At 66.5% G+C, this 19,910-nt stretch carries 19 protein-coding genes; 14 read left to right on the forward strand and 5 right to left on the reverse strand.

Annotated elements, in window-relative coordinates; all coding sequences use genetic code 11:
• The first annotated feature begins 66 nt into the window (after positions 1-66).
• Positions 67-306 (forward strand): hypothetical protein, encoded by a 240-nt coding sequence (locus ACYVGS_RS07355; protein WP_460588020.1) that lies wholly within the window; start codon positions 67-69, stop codon positions 304-306.
• A gap of 27 nt (positions 307-333) precedes the next feature.
• Here the strand turns inward: ACYVGS_RS07355 and lexA are convergent, their stop codons facing one another.
• Positions 334-936: a LexA family protein gene (lexA, locus tag ACYVGS_RS07360; RefSeq protein WP_460588021.1), complete on the reverse strand. Its 603-nt coding sequence runs from the start codon at positions 934-936 to the stop codon at positions 334-336.
• A 99-nt stretch (positions 937-1,035) separates the two neighbouring features.
• Entirely contained in the window at positions 1,036-1,356 is a 321-nt protein-coding gene (locus ACYVGS_RS07365) for a DUF6763 family protein (RefSeq protein WP_460588022.1), read from the reverse strand.
• 271 nt (positions 1,357-1,627) lie between these two features.
• On the opposite strand from ACYVGS_RS07365, the gene ACYVGS_RS07370 reads away from it, so the two are divergent.
• On the forward strand, positions 1,628-2,374 hold the full coding sequence (locus ACYVGS_RS07370; RefSeq protein ID WP_460588023.1) for an MTAP family purine nucleoside phosphorylase: 747 nt from the start codon (positions 1,628-1,630) through the stop codon (positions 2,372-2,374).
• Here ACYVGS_RS07370 and ACYVGS_RS07375 read toward each other — a convergent pair.
• Both ACYVGS_RS07375 and mfd read right to left on the reverse strand, forming a co-directional pair.
• Positions 2,328-3,572, reverse strand: a complete 1,245-nt coding sequence (locus tag ACYVGS_RS07375; RefSeq protein ID WP_460588024.1) for a CsiV family protein — start codon at positions 3,570-3,572, stop codon at positions 2,328-2,330. The genes ACYVGS_RS07370 and ACYVGS_RS07375 overlap by 47 nt on opposite strands.
• Positions 3,572-7,036: a transcription-repair coupling factor gene (gene mfd / locus ACYVGS_RS07380; protein ID WP_460588025.1), complete on the reverse strand. Its 3,465-nt coding sequence runs from the start codon at positions 7,034-7,036 to the stop codon at positions 3,572-3,574. Before mfd ends, ACYVGS_RS07375 begins: the two co-directional genes overlap by 1 nt.
• Positions 7,037-7,220: 184 nt before the next feature.
• On the opposite strand from mfd, the gene ACYVGS_RS07385 reads away from it, so the two are divergent.
• The 12 genes from ACYVGS_RS07385 to ACYVGS_RS07440 all read left to right on the forward strand — a co-directional run bounded on the left by ACYVGS_RS07385 (position 7,221) and on the right by ACYVGS_RS07440 (position 19,298).
• Positions 7,221-8,690 carry a glyceraldehyde-3-phosphate dehydrogenase family protein gene (locus ACYVGS_RS07385; RefSeq protein WP_460588026.1) on the forward strand — a complete coding sequence of 490 codons (1,470 nt, stop codon included), beginning with the start codon at positions 7,221-7,223 and terminating at the stop codon, positions 8,688-8,690.
• Positions 8,691-8,929: 239 nt separating this feature from the next.
• Positions 8,930-10,276: a Na(+)-translocating NADH-quinone reductase subunit A gene (locus ACYVGS_RS07390; RefSeq protein WP_460588027.1), complete on the forward strand. Its 1,347-nt coding sequence runs from the start codon at positions 8,930-8,932 to the stop codon at positions 10,274-10,276.
• Between the two features lie 3 nt (positions 10,277-10,279).
• Positions 10,280-11,476: a Na+-translocating NADH-quinone reductase subunit B gene (locus ACYVGS_RS07395; protein WP_460588028.1), complete on the forward strand. Its 1,197-nt coding sequence runs from the start codon at positions 10,280-10,282 to the stop codon at positions 11,474-11,476.
• The gene (locus ACYVGS_RS07400; RefSeq protein WP_460588029.1) at positions 11,469-12,242 is read left to right on the forward strand and encodes a Na(+)-translocating NADH-quinone reductase subunit C; all 774 of its coding nucleotides are present in this window, start codon (positions 11,469-11,471) and stop codon (positions 12,240-12,242) included. Before ACYVGS_RS07395 ends, ACYVGS_RS07400 begins: the two co-directional genes overlap by 8 nt.
• A gap of 2 nt (positions 12,243-12,244) precedes the next feature.
• Positions 12,245-12,913: a Na(+)-translocating NADH-quinone reductase subunit D gene (locus ACYVGS_RS07405; protein WP_460588030.1), complete on the forward strand. Its 669-nt coding sequence runs from the start codon at positions 12,245-12,247 to the stop codon at positions 12,911-12,913.
• Positions 12,913-13,530, forward strand: a complete 618-nt coding sequence (gene nqrE / locus ACYVGS_RS07410; protein WP_460588031.1) for an NADH:ubiquinone reductase (Na(+)-transporting) subunit E — start codon at positions 12,913-12,915, stop codon at positions 13,528-13,530. Before ACYVGS_RS07405 ends, nqrE begins: the two co-directional genes overlap by 1 nt.
• 15 nt (positions 13,531-13,545) lie before the next feature.
• Positions 13,546-14,769 carry an NADH:ubiquinone reductase (Na(+)-transporting) subunit F gene (nqrF, locus tag ACYVGS_RS07415; protein ID WP_460588032.1) on the forward strand — a complete coding sequence of 408 codons (1,224 nt, stop codon included), beginning with the start codon at positions 13,546-13,548 and terminating at the stop codon, positions 14,767-14,769.
• Positions 14,762-15,853 (forward strand): FAD:protein FMN transferase, encoded by a 1,092-nt coding sequence (locus ACYVGS_RS07420; protein ID WP_460588033.1) that lies wholly within the window; start codon positions 14,762-14,764, stop codon positions 15,851-15,853. The genes nqrF and ACYVGS_RS07420 overlap by 8 nt, the downstream gene beginning before the upstream one ends.
• 27 nt (positions 15,854-15,880) lie before the next feature.
• Complete coding sequence (gene nqrM, locus ACYVGS_RS07425) at positions 15,881-16,114, forward strand: (Na+)-NQR maturation NqrM (RefSeq protein ID WP_460588034.1); 234 nt, start codon at positions 15,881-15,883, stop codon at positions 16,112-16,114.
• A 17-nt stretch (positions 16,115-16,131) separates the two neighbouring features.
• Entirely contained in the window at positions 16,132-17,382 is a 1,251-nt protein-coding gene (locus ACYVGS_RS07430; RefSeq protein ID WP_460588035.1) for a lipoprotein-releasing ABC transporter permease subunit, read from the forward strand.
• Positions 17,375-18,073, forward strand: a complete 699-nt coding sequence (locus ACYVGS_RS07435) for an ABC transporter ATP-binding protein (RefSeq protein ID WP_460588036.1) — start codon at positions 17,375-17,377, stop codon at positions 18,071-18,073. Before ACYVGS_RS07430 ends, ACYVGS_RS07435 begins: the two co-directional genes overlap by 8 nt.
• Positions 18,060-19,298, forward strand: coding sequence for an FtsX-like permease family protein (locus tag ACYVGS_RS07440; protein WP_460588037.1), 1,239 nt, complete (start codon positions 18,060-18,062; stop codon positions 19,296-19,298). Before ACYVGS_RS07435 ends, ACYVGS_RS07440 begins: the two co-directional genes overlap by 14 nt.
• On the opposite strand, the gene ACYVGS_RS07445 is transcribed toward ACYVGS_RS07440, so the two are convergent.
• Positions 19,292-19,846 (reverse strand): DUF2062 domain-containing protein, encoded by a 555-nt coding sequence (locus ACYVGS_RS07445; protein ID WP_460588038.1) that lies wholly within the window; start codon positions 19,844-19,846, stop codon positions 19,292-19,294. The genes ACYVGS_RS07440 and ACYVGS_RS07445 overlap by 7 nt on opposite strands.
• Between the last annotated feature and the right edge of the window lie 64 nt (positions 19,847-19,910).

Genomic DNA, 19,910 nt, shown 5'->3' on the forward strand with positions numbered 1-19,910 from the left:
CTCGAGGCTGACCCACCGCCCGCCGGCTGTTACACTAGCGTTTCATGTTGCGTGTGAGGAGGCCGTGTGCCGACGGCTGTACTGGAAATTGTTGACCTGGGTGATGGCGAGATCGTGCTGCGACGCTCCGGGGAAGACAGCGAGCCGCTGGTGCGTGTGGAGTTCTCCGAGGAAACCCGCGAGTACCTGATGGACAACAGCCTGGAGGTGGCTCGAGCCATGTTCCAGGCGGGCCTGCAGGCGGCCGCCGTGCTGCTTGAGCAGGAGGATGACACCATGGCCGAGCGCCCCCGGGTTTTGCACTGATACCCGGCGGGCAGCCCGACTGATGGTCTAGTGGTCGCGGCGAATTACGCCGACACTCAACCCTTCAATCACCAGTGACTGCTCCCGCAGATCGACCTGGATCGGCTGGTAGTCAGGGTTTTCCGGCAGCAGGGCCACCTGGTGCCGCTGCCGGCCGCGCTGGAAGCGTTTTACCGTGACCTCTTCGTCGATGCGCGCGACCACGATGTCGCCGTTGCGGGCTTCGTGGGTACTGTGCACCGCCAGCAGGTCGCCGTCCAGGATGCCCGCTTCGATCATGCTGTCCCCCTGCACCCGCAGGAAGTAGTCGGCGGCGGGGCGGAAGAAGGAGGAGGGCAGGGGACAGTAGTCCTCGATGTGCTCCTGGGCCAGCAGGGGGCTGCCCGCGGCCACACGGCCGACGATGGGTATTCCCGCCGGCTCGGGCAGGCGAATGCCCCGGGAGGCGCCGGCGATGATTTCGATAGCGCCCTTGCGGGCCAGTGCCTTGAGGTGCTCCTCCGCCGCATTGGCGGAGCGAAAACCGAGTTGGCGGGCGATGTCGGCGCGGGTCGGAGGATAGCCCGTCGCATCGATGTGGCGCCGAATCAGGTCCAGAACCTGTTGTTGCCGCTGGGTCAATCTCTCCATGTCACAGCCACCTGTAATTTTGTACAGTGGCTGTGATTATATACAGTGGCCCGCCGCGGACACAAGCCGCCACTTTGGGTATCACCTCGTGGGGCGTCGCTAGTACTCCTCCACCCCGAGCATGGCGTCCGGTTCGATGGTGCTGACCGGGTTGTTCCAGTCTTCCGGGTGGTAGGGCAGGTCGGGATCGGCGCTGTCCTCGTCGTCCAGCTCGAAGGGGTTGCGCCAGTCCTCCGGGGCGGCGGCCGGCTCCAGGGCCAGCTGGCTCCAGACCTCGAGGTCGAATTCGGCGACCTCGCCATCGACGTACTGCACTTCGACCGCCAGGCCCTGGGGCTCCCAGGCAACCACTTCAAACAGGGTGTCGGTTTCCACATCCAGGTACCAGCGGCCCACAACGGGATTGAGCATCCGTTTCATTGTGTTTCCTCCCTGTGGCGTTAGACTGACTCCCGATCAACATACCATGCAGCGGGCCGCTGTCCATTATGGAAAGCCGGAATATGCAAGGCGCTTGTTTATGCGTCTTTTCGCAGCCGTTGTGGGTAACCACCGACAAATCAGCGTCTTGCAGGCGGCACCGAGAAGCGGTCTGATCCCGTTTCCGGTGTGTTATGTCCGCACGGCGTCAAGCAGGGGGCAGGTAAATGACAAATCGGTCTAACTCACCCGGGCACCAGGGGGTGCGGGCATGAGCTGGGCAATCATCGGTGGCACCGGGCTGCATCAGCTGCCGGGGCTGGAAGTCGTGGAAGAGCGACACCCCGAGACGCCCTGGGGGCGGGCCTCGCGGCCGCTGCAACGGGGTCGCCTCAACGGCGAGACCGTGTGGTTCCTGCAGCGCCACGGCAGCCCGGCGGCGGTCCCGCCCCACCGGATCAACTACCGGGCCAATATCGCCGCGCTCCAGGCCGTGGGGGCGACCCACATTGTCGGCGTCAACGCGGTGGGCGGGCTGCACACAGACCTGCTTCCCGGCACGCTGGTGGTCCCGGACCAGCTGGTGGATTACACCTGGGGTCGCGAGCACACCTTCGACGAGGGGGCCGATGGCCACTTGTTGCATATCGACTTCACCGAGCCCTACGACGCCGGCCTGCGCGAGGCCCTGCTGGTCTCTGCCAGCAGGGCCGAACTGGATTGTCGGGCGTCGGGGGTGCACGCGATCACCCAGGGGCCGCGGCTGGAAACCGCGGCGGAGGTACGGCGCCTGCGCCGGGATGGCGGCGATGTGGTGGGAATGACCGGGATGCCCGAGGCCGCGCTGGCGCGGGAGGCCGGGCTGGCCTATGCCAGCCTGTGCATGGTGGTGAATGCCGCCGCCGGGCTGGGGGATGCCCCCCTGACCCTGGCGGCGATGCGCGAGACCCTGGAGGCCAATGCCGGTCGGGTCAGGGTGCTGCTGGCGAACCTGCTGGCTGCTGCAGCGCCGGGCTGACCCCGGCTTTCCCCTCGGCTGCGTCGACCGGAGCGCCGTTTTCCAGCGCTGCGCCGGTCGTCAGGTGGTACCACGCGCGATCGTAGTCGGCCGCTTCCAGGGTGTCGCTGTCCAGCGGGGTCAGCTTGATGATCAGGCCCAGCCGGGGGTGGTCGAGATAGTGAACCTCCCCCGAGCGCATGCGCCGCTGTTGCTCCAGGGTCACCGCGTGTCGCCAGGGCCAGTCGGGTGGCGCCTCGGTCGTCGGCGGTGCCGGGAACAGGCGCCGGTCGAGGTGCGCCGGCAGGACGCCGGGGACCAGCAGCCAGCTCAGCGCGCGGGCATCCGGCTGTTCCCTCAGCAGACTGGCTGGCCCCCGCGGCGGGCTGGGCATGGCGCCCTCCCCGGGGAAGGTGTCGCCCTCGGTGTTGAGCCACAAGCGGGTGCTCAGATGCAGGTAGCGCGAACGGCTGAGCTGGACGCTGCCCTGCAGCCTTGGCCAGCTGCCCCCGTCTCCGGAGTGGTCCAGGATAATCGGGCGCAGGGATGCGCCCTCGGGTATTGGCTGCCACCAGCGCTTGTGGAACAGAATGCGGTAGCCCCCATTGCGGGCCATGTAGGCGGCCTTACCGCGAAACTCGTGGCCGCTGGCGGGCAGCAGAGTGTGGGAGAGCGGCAGCCGTGGCGGCGCCTCGGGGGCTTCGGCGGCCGCGGCAGTGTCGGCGTCGGCCCCGGGATTCTCTGGCACCGGATCTGAGGCCGCCGCGGGCGTGCCGCTGCCGGCGACCCCGGTGGTGTCGTCGACGGCACGGGTGGCTGCGGCCCCGGCGATGGCGGCCTGCCTGCCGGAGGCTGCCGGTGTCCCGCCCGTGGGGGGGATGTCCGCCGCCGGGGGCAGACTTGACGGAACGCGCCAGGCGGCCGCCAGCGGCGGCAGCGTCAACACCTGGCGCCCCCGGGCGTCCACCTGGCTGGCGAGGGCCTCGGGGTGCTCCGCGATCCGGGTCTGCAGACGCTGGGGGTCGATCAGGAAGCGTCCGTTCCCGGGGTAGGCGAGATCCGGGAAGGGCGGCCAGGCCTCGCCGTCCGCCCGGAGTCGGGCGGGCTGCTCGACAACCAGCAGCTCCACCTGGTACCAGTCGGTGGGCTCCGCAGATAAAGCGGTGCTGCCCGCAAGACCGAACAGCAGGGCGAATGTGCGGGTGAACGGGCTTCTCATCAGGCGGCTTCCTCGTTGGCATCGGCGGCAAAACGGGCCAGCAGGTCGCCGACAAACTGCTCCCGTTCCTCCGGGGTTTCCAGGGCGCCGCGGTAGCGCAGGCGGGTGGCGCCGGCGAGCTGCCAGGCTTTCGGGTCGCCCTGCACCAGCTTGACCAGGCTCATGGGGTTGACCCGGGTATCGGCGCTGAAGTCAATGCTGCCACCCGCGGGCCCGATGTCCAGCCCGACGATGCCAAGGGATTCCGCCTGCTGCCGCAGCCTGGCCATCAGCACCAGGTGCTTGACCGGTTGCGGCAGCAGGCCGAAGCGGTCGATCATTTCCACCTGGATGGCGCGCAGGGCCTCTTCGCTGCCGGCGGCGGCTATGCGCTTGTAGAGCACCAGGCGGGTATTGATGTCGGGCAGGTAGTCCTCGGGAATCAGGGCCGGCAGATGCAGGTTGATCTCGGTGCCGTGTTCCAGGGGGCTGTCGGTATTCGGCAGTTCGCCCCGGCGCAGCGCCGCCACGGCGCGCTCCAGCATGCGGGTGTAGAGGGAAAAGCCCACGCTGTGGATCTGGCCGCTCTGGTCGTCGCCGAGCAGTTCCCCCGCGCCGCGGATCTCGAGGTCGTGGGTGGCCAGCTGGTAACCGGCGCCGAGGTCGCCGGCGGCCTCGATCGCCTCCAGGCGCTTCTCGGCATCGGGTGTGATCGCCGAGCGCGGCGGGCACAGCAGGTAGGCGTAGGCCTGGTGGTGGGAGCGGCCGACCCGGCCGCGCAGCTGGTGCAGCTGGGCCAGGCCAAAGCGGTCGGCGCGCTCGATGATGATGGTGTTGGCGTTGGGGATGTCGATCCCGGTCTCGATGATGGTGGTGCACAGCAGGATGTGGTGGCGCTGGTGATAGAAGGCCGACATCACCTGCTCCAGCTCGGTTTCCCGCATCTGCCCGTGGGCGACCCCGATCGACAGGTCCGGCAGTAGCTCGCGCAGCTTGCGGGCGGCTTCCTGGATGGTCTTCACTTCGTTGTGCAGGTAGTAGACCTGGCCGCCGCGCAGGGTCTCCCGCAGGACCGCCTCGCGAATCAGGGCGATGTTGTGCTCGCGCACGAAGGTCTTGATCGACAGCCGGCGCGCGGGCGGCGTGGCGATGATGGAGAGGTCGCGCATGCCCCCCAGGGCCATGTTCAGGGTGCGCGGAATCGGCGTCGCGGTGAGGGTGAGAATGTCCACCTCCGCGCGCAGGGCCTTGATCGCCTCCTTCTGCTTGACCCCGAAGCGGTGCTCCTCGTCGATGATCAGCAGGCCCAGGTCGGCAAAGCGGAACTCCTTGGACAGCAGCTTGTGGGTGCCCACCAGGATATCGATATCGCCGCGTTCCAGCCGCGCCAGCACCGCGTCCATTTCCTTGCCGCTGCGGAAGCGCGAGACCACTTCCACGGTCACCGGCCAGTCGGCAAAGCGGTCGGCAAAGGAGTTGTAGTGTTGCTGGGCGAGGAGGGTGGTGGGCACCAGTACCGCCACCTGCTTGGCGTTGCGGGCGGCGATAAAGGCGGCACGCATGGCCACCTCGGTCTTGCCGAAGCCGACATCGCCGCAGACCAGGCGATCCATCACCCGCGGGCTGGTCATGTCGTCGATTACCGCCTGGATACTGGCGGCCTGGTCGGCGGTCTCCTCGAAGGGGAAGCTGGCGGCGAACTGTTCGTACTCCAGTGCCGGCAGCTCGAAGCAGAAGCCCTGGCGGGCCTCGCGGCGGGCGTAGACATCCAGCAGCTGGGCGGCGACGTCACTGGCGCGCTCGCTGGCCTTGCGGCGGGCTTTCTCCCACTGGTCGGAGCCCAGCTTGTGCAGGGGCGCCAGGTCGGGGTCGGCGCCGGCGTAGCGGCTGACCAGGTGTAGCGAGGTCACCGGCACATAGAGCTTGCTGCCGCCGGCGTATTCCAGCGCCAGGAACTCAGTGTCGGCGCCATCCACGTTGAGGCTCTGCAGGCCCAGGTAGCGGCCCACGCCGTGCTCCAGGTGCACCACGGGCACCCCTTCGCGCAGCTCGTTGATGTCGCGGAAGGCATTGTCGATGCTGGTTTCATCGCTCTTGCGCCGCCGGCGGCGCTGGGCCACGCGGTTGCCGAAGAGCTGGGGCTCGACCACCAGGGCCGGCTCGCCGGGGCCGCTGTACAGCCCGCGGTCCACCGGCGCGGTGGCGATGGCGAAGTCCAGGCCGGAGGCGAGGAAGCCGGGCCAGTTGTCGACCTCTGTCGGGTGCAGGTCGTGGGCGGCGAGGTTTTCCAGCAGGATTTCCCGGCGGCCGGCGGATTCCGCGCACAGCAGCACCGGGCCGCGGTGGCGGTCGAGGAAGCCGCGCAGGCGGTCGGCGGGGGCCTCGCGCACGCCCTCGGCACCCAGGGTGGGCGGCGGCAGGCAGCCGCTTTCCACGTGGACAGGCGCCTGCGGGTCGCGGCGCAGTTCCAGTACCGCGGTCTCGCCCAGCAGTTGATAGAGCTCCTCCGCGGCGGTGAAGCAGCGCCGCGGCGGCAGCAGGGGGCGCCGCGGGTCGATGCCGTGCTCTTCGAAACGCCGGTTGGCGTCCTCCCAGAAGCGCCGTGCCGCCTGGAAAGTGTCCCCCACCGTGATCACCGGCGTGCGCTCGGGCAGATAGTCGAAGAGGGTGGCGCAGCGCTCGAAGAACAGCGGCAGGTAGTACTCGCAGCCCCCGGGGGCGCGACCTGCGCTGACCTCGGTGAAGGTCGGGCAGCTGTCGGGGTCGACGTCAAAGGCGGCGTACCAGTTCATCTTGAAGCGTTCGATGGCGGCGCTGTTGAGCGGAAACTCCCGCGCCGGCAGCAGGTTGATCCGCTCGACCTTTTCCACCGTGCGCTGGGTTTCCGGGTCGAAAACCCGCAGGCTGTCCACTTCGTCGTCGAGCAGGTCGACCCGGTAGGGCTGCTCGCTGCCCATGGGGAAAATGTCCAGCAGGGAGCCGCGCAGGGCGAATTCACCGTGCTCGTAGACGGTGTCCACATGACGGTAGCCGTTGCGCTCGAGGTTGCGGCGGAATTCATCCCGGTCCAGGGTGTCACCCGGTTCCAGCACCAGGCTGGAACCCGCGATGTAATCGGTGGGCGAGAGCCGGTGCATCAGGGTGGAAACCGGGACCACCAGGATGCCGGCGCGGGTCCGGGGCAGGTGGAAGAGGGTCCGCAGGCGATCGGAGATGATGTCCTCGTGGGGTGAGAAGCTGTCGTAGGGCAGCGTTTCCCAGTCGGGAAAGGCCAGAATCTCGAGTTCGCGGTCGATAAAGAAGGACAGCTCGCGCTCCAGGGCGATAGCGGAGCTGGTGTCGGCGGTGACCACCAGCAACAGGCGATCGGCCGGGGCCAGTTCGGCCACGGCGCGGGCTTCGGCGCTGCCGTAAAAGGGACCGATGGCGGTGCGTGAACCGGGCTTGCCGGGCCAGGGGGTGCCCTCCAGCAGGGGTGCAAACATGGGTGTCCTGGGTCTTCAGCGGATTGGCGGCCTATTGTAAAGCAATCGTGCGGCGGGGAAACGCCGCGGCCAGTCTGATTCGGCAGCGTGAATAGTCACGGCTTGCCTTGCCCTCGGCGGGGCGGGGAACGATAATACGCGCCCGTCGAATTCCCTCATCCCCAGGCAGAAAGGTAGACAGCCCGTGAATGAACGCAAGCGAGAGCGCCCTGACGACTATTTCAAGGACTGGAAGGAGCGCGAGGCGCTGGCTGAGGGGATGATACCCCTGGTTGGTCAGCTGTCCCGTCAGCGCAACGTCAAGTGCTATGTATACGGCAAGTCCCTGGTCAACCGCTCGGTGACCCAGATCATGAAAGACCACCGCTACGTGCGGCAGGTGGAGGAGAACGAACTCTCCGAGTTCGAGACCTTCCCGGTGATCAAGGCGGTTTCCGAACTCGATCTGGGCCCCGCCCACATCGACATCGGTCGCATGGCGGTCCGCTACTACGACAAGGGCGAGGGTGCCGGCCTGTCGGTCGAGCAGTATGTTCGCGAGCAGCTCGCCGACCTGATCGGCGCCACCGACAAGCCGGTGGAGAAGCCGGTGGACGTGGTGCTCTACGGCTTCGGTCGCATTGGCCGCCTGATGGCGCGCATCCTGATCGACAAGACCGACGGCGGTGAGTCCCTGCGGCTGCGGGCCGTGGTGGTGCGCAAGGGCAAGGCCGCCGACGACCTGCTCAAACGCGTTAGCCTGCTGCGCCGGGATTCGGTGCACGGTGCCTTTGACGGCACCATCCGCGTGGATGAGGAGCGTCAGTCCTTTGTTGCCAACGGCAACGAAGTGAAGGTCATCTACGCCGATGCGCCGGACAACATCGACTACACCGCCTACGGTATCGACAACGCCATCGTGGTCGACAATACCGGTGTCTGGCGCGACGAAGCCGCGCTGTCCCAGCACCTGAAGAGCAAGGGTGTGAGTAAGGTCATCCTCACCGCGCCGGGCAAGGGCGACATGAAGAACGTGGTGGCGGGCATCAACAACGCCATCATCGAGCCCTCCGACAGCATCATCTCTGCCGCTTCCTGCACCACCAACGCCATCGTGCCGCCGCTGAAGGCCATGGACGACCAGTTCGGGATTCTCTCCGGGCACGTGGAAACGGTGCACGCCTACACCAATGACCAGAACCTGATCGACAACTACCACAAGGCGGATCGCCGCGGCCGCAGCGCGCCGCTGAACATGGTGATTACCGAGACGGGCGCGGCCAAGGCGGTGGCCAAGGTGCTGCCCCAGCTCTCCGGCAAGCTGACCGGCAACGCCATTCGCGTGCCGATTCCCAACGTGTCCATGGCTATCCTCAACCTGAGCCTGGCCCGGGAAACCACCGCCGAGGAAGTCAACGAGTACATGCGCAACATGGCGCTGCACTCCGACATGCGCAAGCAGATCGACTACTCCAACTCGCCGGAAGTGGTCTCCTCGGACTTTGTCGGCTCGCGTCACGCCTGCATCTTTGATGCCCAGGCCACCATCGTCAACGGCAGCCAGGCGGTGCTCTACCTGTGGTATGACAACGAGTTCGGCTACAGTTGTCAGGTGTACCGGATTCTCGAGCAGATGGCGGGAATCAGCTATGCGCGTTACCCCAAGCCGCTCTGACGGGCGTCTCGGGGTAGTCCCGCGCGGGACGTCGCGCAGGACTTTTTTTGCCCAGAACAAGGACGGAGGTGGCCGCTGGCTTCCCGGTTCTTTATAATGCGCGCGGTTTGAACCAGCGTACCGCCAGGGGTGGTACGCTGCGACAAGATCAGGCCCGAGAGGGCATTCCAGCATCAAGCCAGCGCCCTCCGGGGCCTCTGGCGCGCGTGAAACAGCAAACAGACTGGTAGGCGGATCGTATGATCAGAATCAAGCGGGGTCTTGACCTTCCGATTGAGGGGGCTCCCCGGCAGGTCATTGAGGACGCTCCGGCAGCACGTGCTGCAGCCGTGGTGGGTTTCGACTACGTTGGCATGAAGCCAACCATGGAGGTGGCCGAGGGCGATCGCGTCAAGCTCGGTCAGCTGTTGTTCACCGACAAGAAGACCGAGGGCGTGCGCTATACCGCACCCGCCGCCGGTGTGGTTTCGGCAATCAATCGCGGTGCCAAACGGGTACTGCAGTCGGTGGTGATCGACATCGAGGGTGACGAGGCCGAGGATTTCGGCGCCCACGCGCCGGAGGCAGCGCGTCAGCTCGAGCCCGCCGCGATCCGCGAGCAGCTCAACCAGGCCGGCGAATGGGCCGCCCTGCGGACCCGGCCCTTCAGCCGGGTGCCCGCACTGGATGCCGAAGCCGCCGCCATTTTCATCACCGCCATCGACACCCATCCCCTGGCACCCGATCCCAAGGTGATTGTGGCCGAGGAGCCCGAGGCCTTTGCCCTGGGGCAGGACCTGCTGGCCCGCCTGACCGCTGGCAAGGTCTGGTTGTGTGCGGCACCGGGGGCGGACCTGCCCCGGGGGCAGGCCGCCAACATCGAACTGGCGGAGTTCGCCGGGCCCCATCCCGCGGGCCTGCCGGGCACCCATATCCACTTCCTCGAAGGGGGTGTCTCCTTCAACAAGGTGGTCTGGACCATCGGCTACCAGGACGTGATCGCCATCGGCCGACTGTTCCTTGACGGCCGCCTGTATACCCGCCGGGTGCTGGCACTCGCCGGTCCCCAGGTGGAGCAGCCGCGCCTGCTGCGCACCCACCGGGGCGCCGATCTCCAGGCCCTGTGTGCCGGCCAGTTGCGCGACGGCGAGAACCGCATGATCTCCGGCTCGGTCCTCGGCGGCCGTCGGGTACAGGCACCCACTGCCTACCTGGGGCGTTATCACAACCAGGTCTCGGTGTTGCGGGAGGGCCGCGAGCGCTCCTTCATGGGCTGGCTGTCCCCGGGCAGCAAGCGCCACTCCAACCTGGGTATCTACCTGACCAGTTTCCTGGGTACCCGCCCCCTGGCCATGACCACCACCACCAATGGCAGCGAGCGGGCCATGGTGCCGGTGGGCAGCTACGAGCGGGTGGTACCCCAGGATTACCTCCCCACGCAGCTGCTGCGCGCACTGATCGTGGGCGATACCGAGACCGCCCAGGTCCTGGGCTGCCTCGACCTCGACGAGGAGGATCTGGCCCTGTGTACCTATGTGTGTCCGGGCAAGTACGAATACGGTCCCATTTTGCGTGACAACCTGACGCGCATCGAGAAGGAGGGTTAAGCCGTGGGTTTGCGCAGTGTTCTCGACAAGCTCGAGCCCCATTTCCACGAGGGCGGCAAATACCAGAAGTGGTATGCGCTCTACGAGGCAGTGGATACCATCTTTTATTCGCCGTCATCGGTGACCCGCAGCACGGCCCACGTGCGCGACGGTGTCGATCTCAAGCGGATCATGATCACCGTCTGGCTGGCGGCCTTCCCCGCCATGTTCTACGGCATGTACAACCTGGGCTTCCAGGCCAACGAGATCCTCGCCGCCACCGGCGGTGAGGTCGAGGGCTGGCGCGGCAGCATCATCGCCGCCCTGGGGGGCTACGACGCGTCCAGCCTGTGGGACTGCTTCCTCTTTGGCGCCCTGTATTTTCTGCCGATTTACGCCGTGACCTTCGTCGTCGGGGGCTTCTGGGAAGTGCTCTTCGCCATGAAGCGGGGGCACGAGGTTAACGAGGGCTTCTTTGTCACCTCCATCCTGTTTGCCCTGATTTGCCCGCCGGACCTGCCCCTGTGGCAGGCGGCCCTGGGCATCAGCTTCGGTGTGGTCATTGGCAAGGAAGTTTTCGGCGGTACCGGCAAGAACTTCCTCAACCCGGCCCTGACCGGCCGGGCCTTCCTGTATTTCGCCTACCCGGCGAGCATGTCCGGCGACGCGGTGTGGACGGCGGTGGATGGCTACACCGGTGCCACCCCGCTGTCGGTGGTGGCCTCCCAGGGCATGACCGCCCTGCAGGAACAGTGGACCTGGACCCAGGCTTTCCTCGGCAATATCCACGGCTCCATCGGGGAAACCTCGACCCTGGCCATCCTGATCGGCGGCGCCGTGCTGCTGGTGACCCGCATCGCCTCCTGGCGCATTGTCGCCGGTGTCTTCCTGGGCATGGTGGCCTTGTCGACGCTGTTCAACCTGGTGGGTTCCGACAGCAACCCCGCCTTTGCCATGCCCTGGTACTGGCACCTGGTGGTGGGCGGCTTCGCCTTCGGCATGATGTTCATGGCTACCGATCCGGTATCCGCGGCGATGACCAACACCGGCAAGTTCGCCTACGGCATCCTGATCGGCGTCATGTGCGTGCTGATCCGGGTGATGAACCCGGCCTTCCCCGAGGGCATCATGCTGGCCATTCTCTTCGCCAACCTGTTCGCGCCGCTGATGGACCACTTCGTGATCCAGGCCAATATCAAACGGAGGCTCGCCCGTGTCTAAGAACGACGGCATCGGAAAGACCCTGCTGGTCGCGTTTGCCATCTGTATTGTCTGCTCGGTGGTGGTATCCACCGCGGCGGTGGTACTGAAGCCGGCCCAGGAAGCCAACAAGACCCTGGACCGCAAGCGCAATATCCTGGCCGCTGCCGGCATGCTGGAGCCAGGCCGCTCGGTGGAGGAACAGTTTGCCCAGGTGCAGACTCGCGTTATCGACCTGAAGACCGGCGAATTCACCGACGAACGCAATCCGGAGAACTACGAGCCGGTGAAGGCCGCCAAGGACCCCTCGCAATCCATCGACCTGTCCCAGGAAGAGGATATCGCCGGCATTGGCCGCCGCGAGAACTACGCCCTGGTGTACCTGGTCGAGGGCAGCGGCGGTGATCTGGACAAGGTCATCCTGCCGGTACGGGGCTACGGCCTGTGGTCGACCCTCTACGGCTTCATCGCCCTGGAGTCGGACCTCAATACCATCGCCGGCCTCGGTTTCTACGAGCATGGCGAAACCCCCGGCCTCGGCGGCGAAGTCGATAATCCCCGCTGGAAGGCCCTGTGGCCGGGCAAGCAGGTCTATCGCGACGGCGAGGTGGAAATCGAGCTGATCAAGGGCAGTGTCGAGCCCGACAACCCCCGCGCCGAGTGGCGTGTGGACGGCCTGTCCGGGGCGACCCTGACCAGCCGCGGGGTGACCCACCTGGTGCAGTTCTGGCTGGGCGAACAGGGCTACCAGCCCTTCCTGAACAACCTGAAATCCGGGGAGGCCTGATCATGGCAAAATCCGAATTGATGGACACGCTGTCCACACCGATCTTCAGGAACAACCCCATCGCCCTGCAGATCCTGGGGATCTGCTCGGCGCTGGCGGTGACCACCTCGCTGCAGGTCACGGTGGTGATGTGTATCGCCCTGACCTCGGTGACGGCGCTGTCGAATTTTTTCATCTCGTTGATCCGCAGCCAGATTCCCAGTTCCATCCGCATCATCGTGCAGATGACCATCATCGCCTCCCTGGTGATCGTGGTGGACCAGGTGCTGAAGGCCGTGGCCTATGAAATCAGCAAGCAGCTGTCGGTCTTCGTCGGCCTGATCATCACCAACTGCATCGTGATGGGGCGCGCCGAAGCCTTCGCCATGAAAAACCCGCCGCTGCCGAGCTTTGTCGACGGCATCGGCAACGGCCTTGGCTATAGCGTGGTCCTGCTGGTGGTGGCCTTCTTCCGCGAATTGTTTGGTTCCGGCAAGCTGTTTGGCTTCGAGATCCTGCCCCTGGCCAACGAAGGCGGCTGGTACAGCCCCAACGGCCTGATGCTGCTGGCCCCGAGTGCCTTCTTCCTGATCGGTCTGTTTATCTGGGCCCTGCGCAGCTGGGACAAGCAGCAGGTCGAAGAGCCTGACTTCAAGATGGCCCCCCACACCGCCGCCGAGGAGGGCGCGTAATGGAACAGTTGCTGAGTCTTTTCATTCGCGCCATCTTTATCGAGAACATGGCGCTGGCCTTCTTCCTGGGCATGTGTACCTTCCTGGCCATCTCCAAGAAGGTGTCGGCGGCCCTGGGCCTGGGTATCGCGGTAATCGTGGTGCTGACGGTGACCGTGCCGGTCAACAACCTGATCCTCAACTACCTGCTTGCCGAGGGTGCGCTGGCCTGGACCGGCATCCCCGCCCTGGCCAACGTCGACCTGAGCTTTCTGGGTCTGCTCTCCTACATCGGCGTGATCGCGGCGATTGTCCAGATTATGGAGATGTTCCTCGACAAGTATGTGCCGGTTCTCTACAACGCCCTCGGTGTGTTCCTGCCGCTGATCACGGTAAACTGCGCCATCCTGGGTGCCTCGCTGTTCATGGTTGAGCGCGATTACAGCTTTGCCGAGAGTGTGGCCTTCGGCTCCGGTGCCGGGGTTGGCTGGGCGCTGGCCATCGTGGCCCTCGCCGGTATTCGTGAAAAACTGAAGTACAGTGATGTGCCCGCCGGCCTGCAGGGCCTGGGCATCACCTTCATCACTGTTGGCCTCATGTCCCTGGGCTTCATGTCCTTCGGCGGTATCGACATCTAAGGCGGAAGTGCTGTTATGAATATGACGATCATTGTCGGCGTCACCATGTTCACGGCCATCGTGCTGGCACTGGTGGCGATTATCCTCGCGGCCCGCTCGCGCCTGGTGAGCAGCGGTGAGGTGAGTATCCAGATCAACGGCGAGAAGACCATCCACGTTCCCGCCGGCGGCAAGCTCCTGGGAACGCTCTCCGAGAGCGGCCTGTTCCTGCCCTCCGCCTGCGGTGGCGGCGGCACCTGTGCCCAGTGCAAGTGTGTGGTCAAGGAAGGCGGCGGCGCCATGGTTCCCGCCGAGGAGAGCCACTTCACCCGTCGTGACGCCCAGGAAGGCTGGCGCCTGTCCTGCCAGACCCCGGTCAAGCAGGACATGGTCATCGAGGTGCCGGAAGAGGTCTTCGGGGTCAAGCAGTGGGAGTGCACGGTGGAGAGCAATCCCAACGTGGCCACCTTCATCAAGGAGCTGACCCTGCGTCTGCCCGAGGGCGAAAACGTGGACTTCCGCGCCGGTGGCTACGTGCAGCTGGAGTGTCCGCCGCACCTGGTCAAGTACAAGGACTTCGACATCGACGCCGAGTATCGCGGCGACTGGGAGCGCTTCGGCTTCTTCGACCTCGAGTCCAAGTGTGACGAGACCACCATCCGCGCCTACTCGATGGCGAACTATCCGGAAGAGAAGGGCCTGGTCAAGTTCAACATCCGGATCGCCACGCCGCCCCCCGGCGCCAAGGACATCCCCCCGGGCATCATGTCCTCCTGGGTGTTCAACCTGAAGCCGGGCGACAAGGTCAAGGTTTACGGGCCCTTCGGCGAGTTCTTTGCCAAGGATACCGACGCCGAGATGGTCTTTATCGGCGGTGGTGCCGGCATGGCGCCGATGCGTTCGCACCTGTTCGACCAGCTCAAGCGCCTCAACAGCAAGCGCAAGATCTCCTTCTGGTACGGCGCGCGCTCCCTGCGGGAGATGTTCTACACCGAGGAGTACGACCAGCTGGCGGAGGAGAACGACAACTTCGAGTGGCACGTGGCCCTGTCGGATCCGCAGCCCGAGGACAACTGGGAAGGCCTTACCGGCTTCATTCACACGGTGCTCTACGAGCAGTACTTGAAGAACCATCCGGCGCCCGAGGACTGCGAGTACTACATGTGTGGCCCGCCGATGATGAACGCCGCGGTGATCAAGATGCTCACCGAGCTCGGGGTCGAGCCGGAGAACATCATGCTGGACGATTTCGGTGGCTGATCGGCCCATCCGCGTCGCGAAAAGCCACCTCACCGGGTGGCTTTTTTGTGTCCTGGCCCTGTGCCTCGTCGCCGCCTGCGGTGGCGGGCGCGATGCCGTGCAGCTTGCCGGGGCCACCATGGGGACCAGCTGGCATGTCACCTATCTGCCGGGCGCAGCGTCAGGCCAGGGCGAGCCGGTCGATGCCGAAACTATCCGCAGCCTGCTGGAAGCCGAGCTCGCCGCGGTGGATGCCGGCATGTCCACCTGGCGCGATGACAGTGAACTGTCAGCCTTCAATCGCGCCCCGGTGGGGGAGTGGGTGGCGGTCAGCGAACCGCTGTTTGCGGTGGTGGCGCAGGCGCTTGCCATCGGCGAGACGACCGCAGGCGCCTACGACGTCACGGTGGGGCCCCTGGTTCAGTTGTGGGGCTTTGGCTCCCACGAAATGCCCGTGGCGCTGCCCGACGACGACAAGCTGGCGGCGACCCGCGAGCGGGTGGGCCAGCAGTGGCTGGAATTCGACCCGCAGGGGAGGGCGCTGCGCAAACAGCGCCCACTGGAGCTCGACCTTTCCTCCATCGCCAAGGGCTACGCCGTGGATCAGCTGGCTGCAGTACTGGCGACCCGGGGCATCGAGGATTACCTGGTGGAAGTTGGCGGTGAGATGCGCCTGGCCGGCAACAGCCCCCGTGGCGATGACTGGCGGGTGGCCGTGGAGCGCCCCGAAGCCGGCCTGCCCCGGGGCGTGTCGGCGCAAAGCGTGGCGCTGGGCCTGTCCCTGAGCGACATTGCCGTGGCGACCTCGGGGGACTACCGCAACTTCTTCGAGTTGGAAGGGCGCCGCTATTCCCACACCCTCGACCCGCGCACGGGCTACCCGGTGGAACACGATCTGGTTTCCGTAACGGTGCTCGCGCCGACCTGCATGGAAGCCGACGGCTGGGCCACCGCGCTGGTGGTGCTGGGGGCCGATGCGGCCCTGGCGCTGGCGGAGGAGCAGGGTCTCGCGGTATATTTGTTACAACGACGGGGCGAGGATTTCGTGGCCCGACATTCATCCGCCTTCGCCCCCTGGCTGGCCCGGTCGCCAGCCTCGGCATAGCGGGCAGCAGCCCCGCAGGATTTCACTATGGCAGTCTTTCTACTCAGTGCATTGTTCATCGGCCTGGTCATGGCGATCATGGCGGTGGGGGTGATGTCCGGTCGCAGCCCGATCAAGGGCTCCTGCGGGGGCCTCGGCGCGGTCGGTATCGATTCCACCTGCGAGATTTGCGGCGGCGACCCCAATCGCTGTGACGAGGAGACCCGCGGCGGGCAGCCCGAGTCGGGTGGCGACACGCCGTTCTACCGCGCCGACCGCTGAGCCGGGCGCCCCGAGGCGTGTCCGGTCTATCCCACTATGCCCTGTTCGTCGGCCTGCGCTATAGCTTCAGCCGCAAACGCAGCCGCTTCACCGGCCTGATTGCCAGCATTTCCATGCTCGGCATGGTGCTGGGCGTGGCGACGCTGATTACCGTGCTCTCGGTGATGAATGGGTTTGCCGCGGAGTTGCGCGGGCGCATTCTCTCACTCGTCCCCCACGGTTACGTGCAGTCGGCGGACGGCCCGCTGTCCGAGTGGTCGGCGCTGGCGGAACGCCTCCGCAATCAGGCGGGCGTGGTCGGCGTGGCCCCTTTCATTGACGACCAGGTGATTCTCGCCGGTCCGCGGCAGCTGCGGGGCGCACGGCTCACGGCGATCGACCCCGCACAGGAGGCGCAGGTCTCCCGGGTAGGCAGTGCACTGCTGGGCGGCGACATGGCCGAGCTGCTGGCAGAGCCGTTTTCCATCGTGCTGGGCAGCGCCCTGGCAGCGGCCCTGGAAGTCGGTCCCGGGGATACCGTGGAAGTCACCCTGCCGCGCTTGACCATCACCCCGCTGGGGACTTTTCCGCGCAGCAAGCGACTCACGGTGTCCGGCCTGTTCCGGGTCAACGCCCAGCCCGACAGCCAGCAGGCCTATGTCTCCTTGCCCACCGGGCAGCGCCTGCTGGCGCTGGGAGAGGCCGTGGACGGGCTGCAGGTGGCCACCCGCGACCTGATGGCGGCGCCGGGGATCCTGGCGGATCTGGCGCTCGCGCTGCCCGACTCCCTGGTGGTGACCAACTGGACCCAGACCCAGGGCAGCCTGTTCCGCGCGGTGCGCATGGAGAAACTCATGGTGGGGCTGCTGCTGCTCAGCGTGGTCGCGGTGGCCGCCTTCAATATCGTGTCCACGCTGGTGATGTCGGTGGCGGAAAAGCGGCGCGACATCGCCGTGCTGCGCACCCTGGGGGCCCGCGCAAGTGGGATTGTGGCGATTTTCGTGGCCCACGGCCTGGGGCTGGCCCTGTTCGGCATTGCCCTGGGGGCCTTGCTGGGGGTCGTGTTGTCCTGGCAGATTGCCGCGGTCACCGCGACCCTGGAGAACTGGCTGGGGGTGAAGCTGTTCGACCCGGCCGTCTATTTTATCAGCGAGCTGCCGGCACGGCTGATGTGGGGTGATGTCTCGGCGGTTGTGCTCGCGGCCCTGGCGCTGAGCCTGCTGGCCACCCTGTATCCCGCCTGGCGAGCCTCGCGCATCGCGCCGGCGGAGGTTCTGCGATATGAGTGAGAGAGACGTCGTCCTGCACTGCGAGAAGCTGTCCCGGGTCTACCGCGACGGCCAGCGCGAAGTGGCCGTGCTGCGCGGCGTGGATTTCAGCCTGCGCGCCGGGGAGACCATCGCCATTATCGGCGCCTCCGGCTCGGGCAAGTCGACCCTGCTGAACCTGTTGGGCGGCCTGGATACACCCAGCGAGGGGCAGGTGCTGCTGCGCGGCCGGGACATGTCCCGCTTGCGGGAGGGCGAGCGCTGCCGCTGGCGCAACCGCCACCTGGGCTTTGTCTACCAGTTTCACCACCTGCTGCCGGAATTCGATGCCCGGGAAAATGTCGCCATGCCTCTGCTGATCGCCGGGCAGGGCCGTCGCCAGGCCTGGCGGGCGGCCGCGGACATGCTCGAGCAGGTGGGTATGGGGCACCGCCTGGAGCACCGCCCCGGCGAGCTGTCCGGCGGCGAGCGACAGCGGGTGGCGATCGCCCGCGCCCTGGTGACCCGGCCGGACTGTGTGTTGATGGATGAGCCCACCGGCAACCTGGACCCGGGCTCCGCGGCGCAGATACTGGGCCTGATCGAAACGCTCAGCGCCGGCAGTGCGGCCTTCGTCGTGGTGACCCACGACCCCGGCGTCGCGGCGCACATGCAGCGCACACTGGAGCTGGTCGACGGTCACCTGGAGGAGCGTTCGCGTGAGCCTGCGTGAGCAGCTGCGCCTGGCCCTGCGCTATAGTTTTGCCTTTGGCCGCGGCTATCTCTCGACCTTCCTGTCGTCCCTCTCCACCCTCGGCCTGGTGCTGGCGATTGCGCTGCTGGTGGCCGTGCTCTCGGTCATGAACGGTTTCGACCGCGAGATGCGCGAGCGGATCCTGGCCCTGGTGCCCCACGTGACCATCCAGTCCGTACAGGGCATGGCCGACTGGCGCGACATGCGCCGCGAACTGCTGCAGCATCCGGAGGTGACCGCTGCCAGTCCCTTCGTTGCCTTCGACGCACTGTTCCTGCGCGGCAGTGAGGTACAGACCGCGGCGGGCCTGGGGCTGGAGGCGGGGGACAGCGCCCTGCTGGCCGCACTACCCGGTGACGTCGCTGCGGCGATGGCGGGCCGGGAGGACGCCCTGGTCCTCGGCGCGGGCCTGGCGCGGCGCCTGCAGGCCGCGGTGGGGGACAGCCTGACCCTGCTGGTCCCGCGGGGCGCCGACACTCGCGGCGGTGCGGGGGATACGGGCATGGGGCGTTTCACCCTGGTCGCGGTGGCGGAAACCGGCACCGAGCTGGACCAGTCCCTGGCCCTGGTGCGCCTGTCCCGGGCTGCGGCGCTGAGCGGACTGGGGGAGGGGGTGAGCGGCCTGCACCTGCGCACCCGTGACCTCTTCGCGGTATCGGACCTGGCCTGGGAGCTGGTGGGACAGCTGCCACCGGGCTATTACGCGACCCACTGGATGATGACCCACGGCAATCTCTACGCGGCGATCCAGCTCTCCCGCGACCTAGTCAGCATCCTGCTCTACTCGATCATTGCCGTGGCGGCTTTCAACCTGGTCTCCTCACTGGTCCTGGTGGTATTCGACAAGCAGGGTGACATCGCCATTCTGCGCACGCTGGGTGCCTCCGGGGCCGCCATTGCCGGCATTTTTGTCCTCCAGGGGGCCTTGATCGGGGCGGTGGGCGTGAGTGTCGGCCTGGGCCTCGGCGTGGCTCTCAGCCTCGCCTTGCCGGAGCTGGTGGGGGTGGTGGAGCGCCTGCTCGACTACCGTTTCCTCGACACCGATGTCTACCCGGTATCATTCCTGCCGGTGGACGTGCTGGCCTCGGATCTGCTCAGCATCGGCGGTGTGGCCCTGTTGATGTGCCTGCTGGCGGCACTGTACCCGGCCCTGCGCGCGGCGCGCCTGGCACCCGCCCAGGTGCTTCACCAGGAGCGTCACTGAGGGTCGCGGTCCTCGGCTGAGGCTGCACTCCGCTGTGCCCGCCGCAGTCGGCGCTGGCGCCAGTGGTGGATGACGTGGATACGCCACAGCAGGTTGACCACGAAGTAACCCAGCGACCCCACCAGCAGGCCACAGAGCACACTGCCCAGCAGCAGTGGCTGCCAGATGGTGTGCAGCCGCGATTCCAGCCAGGACAGACTCATCTCGAAGGCCGGCACCGGCACGTGACTGTCGATCAGCAGGGCGCCGACACGGTAGGCCAGGTAAAAAATGGCCGGCATGGTAACCGGGTTGGTGACCCAGACCAGGGCCACCGACAGCGGCAGGTTGCAGCGCAGCAACACCGCCAGCAGGGCCGCCAGGGGCATCTGCCCGGGCAGGGGCAGAAAGGCCACGAACAGGCCGGTGAACATGCCCATCGACGCGGAGTAGCGGTTGATGTGCCAGAGGTTGGGCTGATAGATCCACTCCCCCAGTACCCGCAGGGATTGCATGCTGCGCACGCGGGCCGGCGAGGGCAGCCAGCGGCGTAGTCTCTTGCGTGGCATTGATGGCTGCTCGCTTCTGACGTGTCAAAAATGCAAGGGCTGTGTTTGACTGGCCATCCGGGCG

Source organism: Haliea atlantica (assembly GCF_054779855.1).

Bases quoted from the DNA above. Each gene is read 5' to 3' on its own strand.
- ACYVGS_RS07445 (WP_460588038.1), bottom strand. From the start codon at position 19,846: ATGCCACGCAAGAGACTACGCCGCTGGCTGCCCTCGCCGGCCCGCGTG.
- nqrF (WP_460588032.1), top strand. From the start codon at position 13,546: ATGAATATGACGATCATTGTCGGCGTCACCATGTTCACGGCCATCGTG.
- ACYVGS_RS07365 (WP_460588022.1), bottom strand. From the start codon at position 1,356: ATGAAACGGATGCTCAATCCCGTTGTGGGCCGCTGGTACCTGGATGTG.
- lexA (WP_460588021.1), bottom strand. From the start codon at position 936: ATGGAGAGATTGACCCAGCGGCAACAACAGGTTCTGGACCTGATTCGG.
- nqrE (WP_460588031.1), top strand. From the start codon at position 12,913: ATGGAACAGTTGCTGAGTCTTTTCATTCGCGCCATCTTTATCGAGAAC.
- ACYVGS_RS07390 (WP_460588027.1), top strand. From the start codon at position 8,930: ATGATCAGAATCAAGCGGGGTCTTGACCTTCCGATTGAGGGGGCTCCC.
- ACYVGS_RS07405 (WP_460588030.1), top strand. From the start codon at position 12,245: ATGGCAAAATCCGAATTGATGGACACGCTGTCCACACCGATCTTCAGG.
- ACYVGS_RS07375 (WP_460588024.1), bottom strand. From the start codon at position 3,572: ATGAGAAGCCCGTTCACCCGCACATTCGCCCTGCTGTTCGGTCTTGCG.
- ACYVGS_RS07370 (WP_460588023.1), top strand. From the start codon at position 1,628: ATGAGCTGGGCAATCATCGGTGGCACCGGGCTGCATCAGCTGCCGGGG.
- ACYVGS_RS07435 (WP_460588036.1), top strand. From the start codon at position 17,375: ATGAGTGAGAGAGACGTCGTCCTGCACTGCGAGAAGCTGTCCCGGGTC.
- mfd (WP_460588025.1), bottom strand. From the start codon at position 7,036: ATGTTTGCACCCCTGCTGGAGGGCACCCCCTGGCCCGGCAAGCCCGGT.
- nqrM (WP_460588034.1), top strand. From the start codon at position 15,881: ATGGCAGTCTTTCTACTCAGTGCATTGTTCATCGGCCTGGTCATGGCG.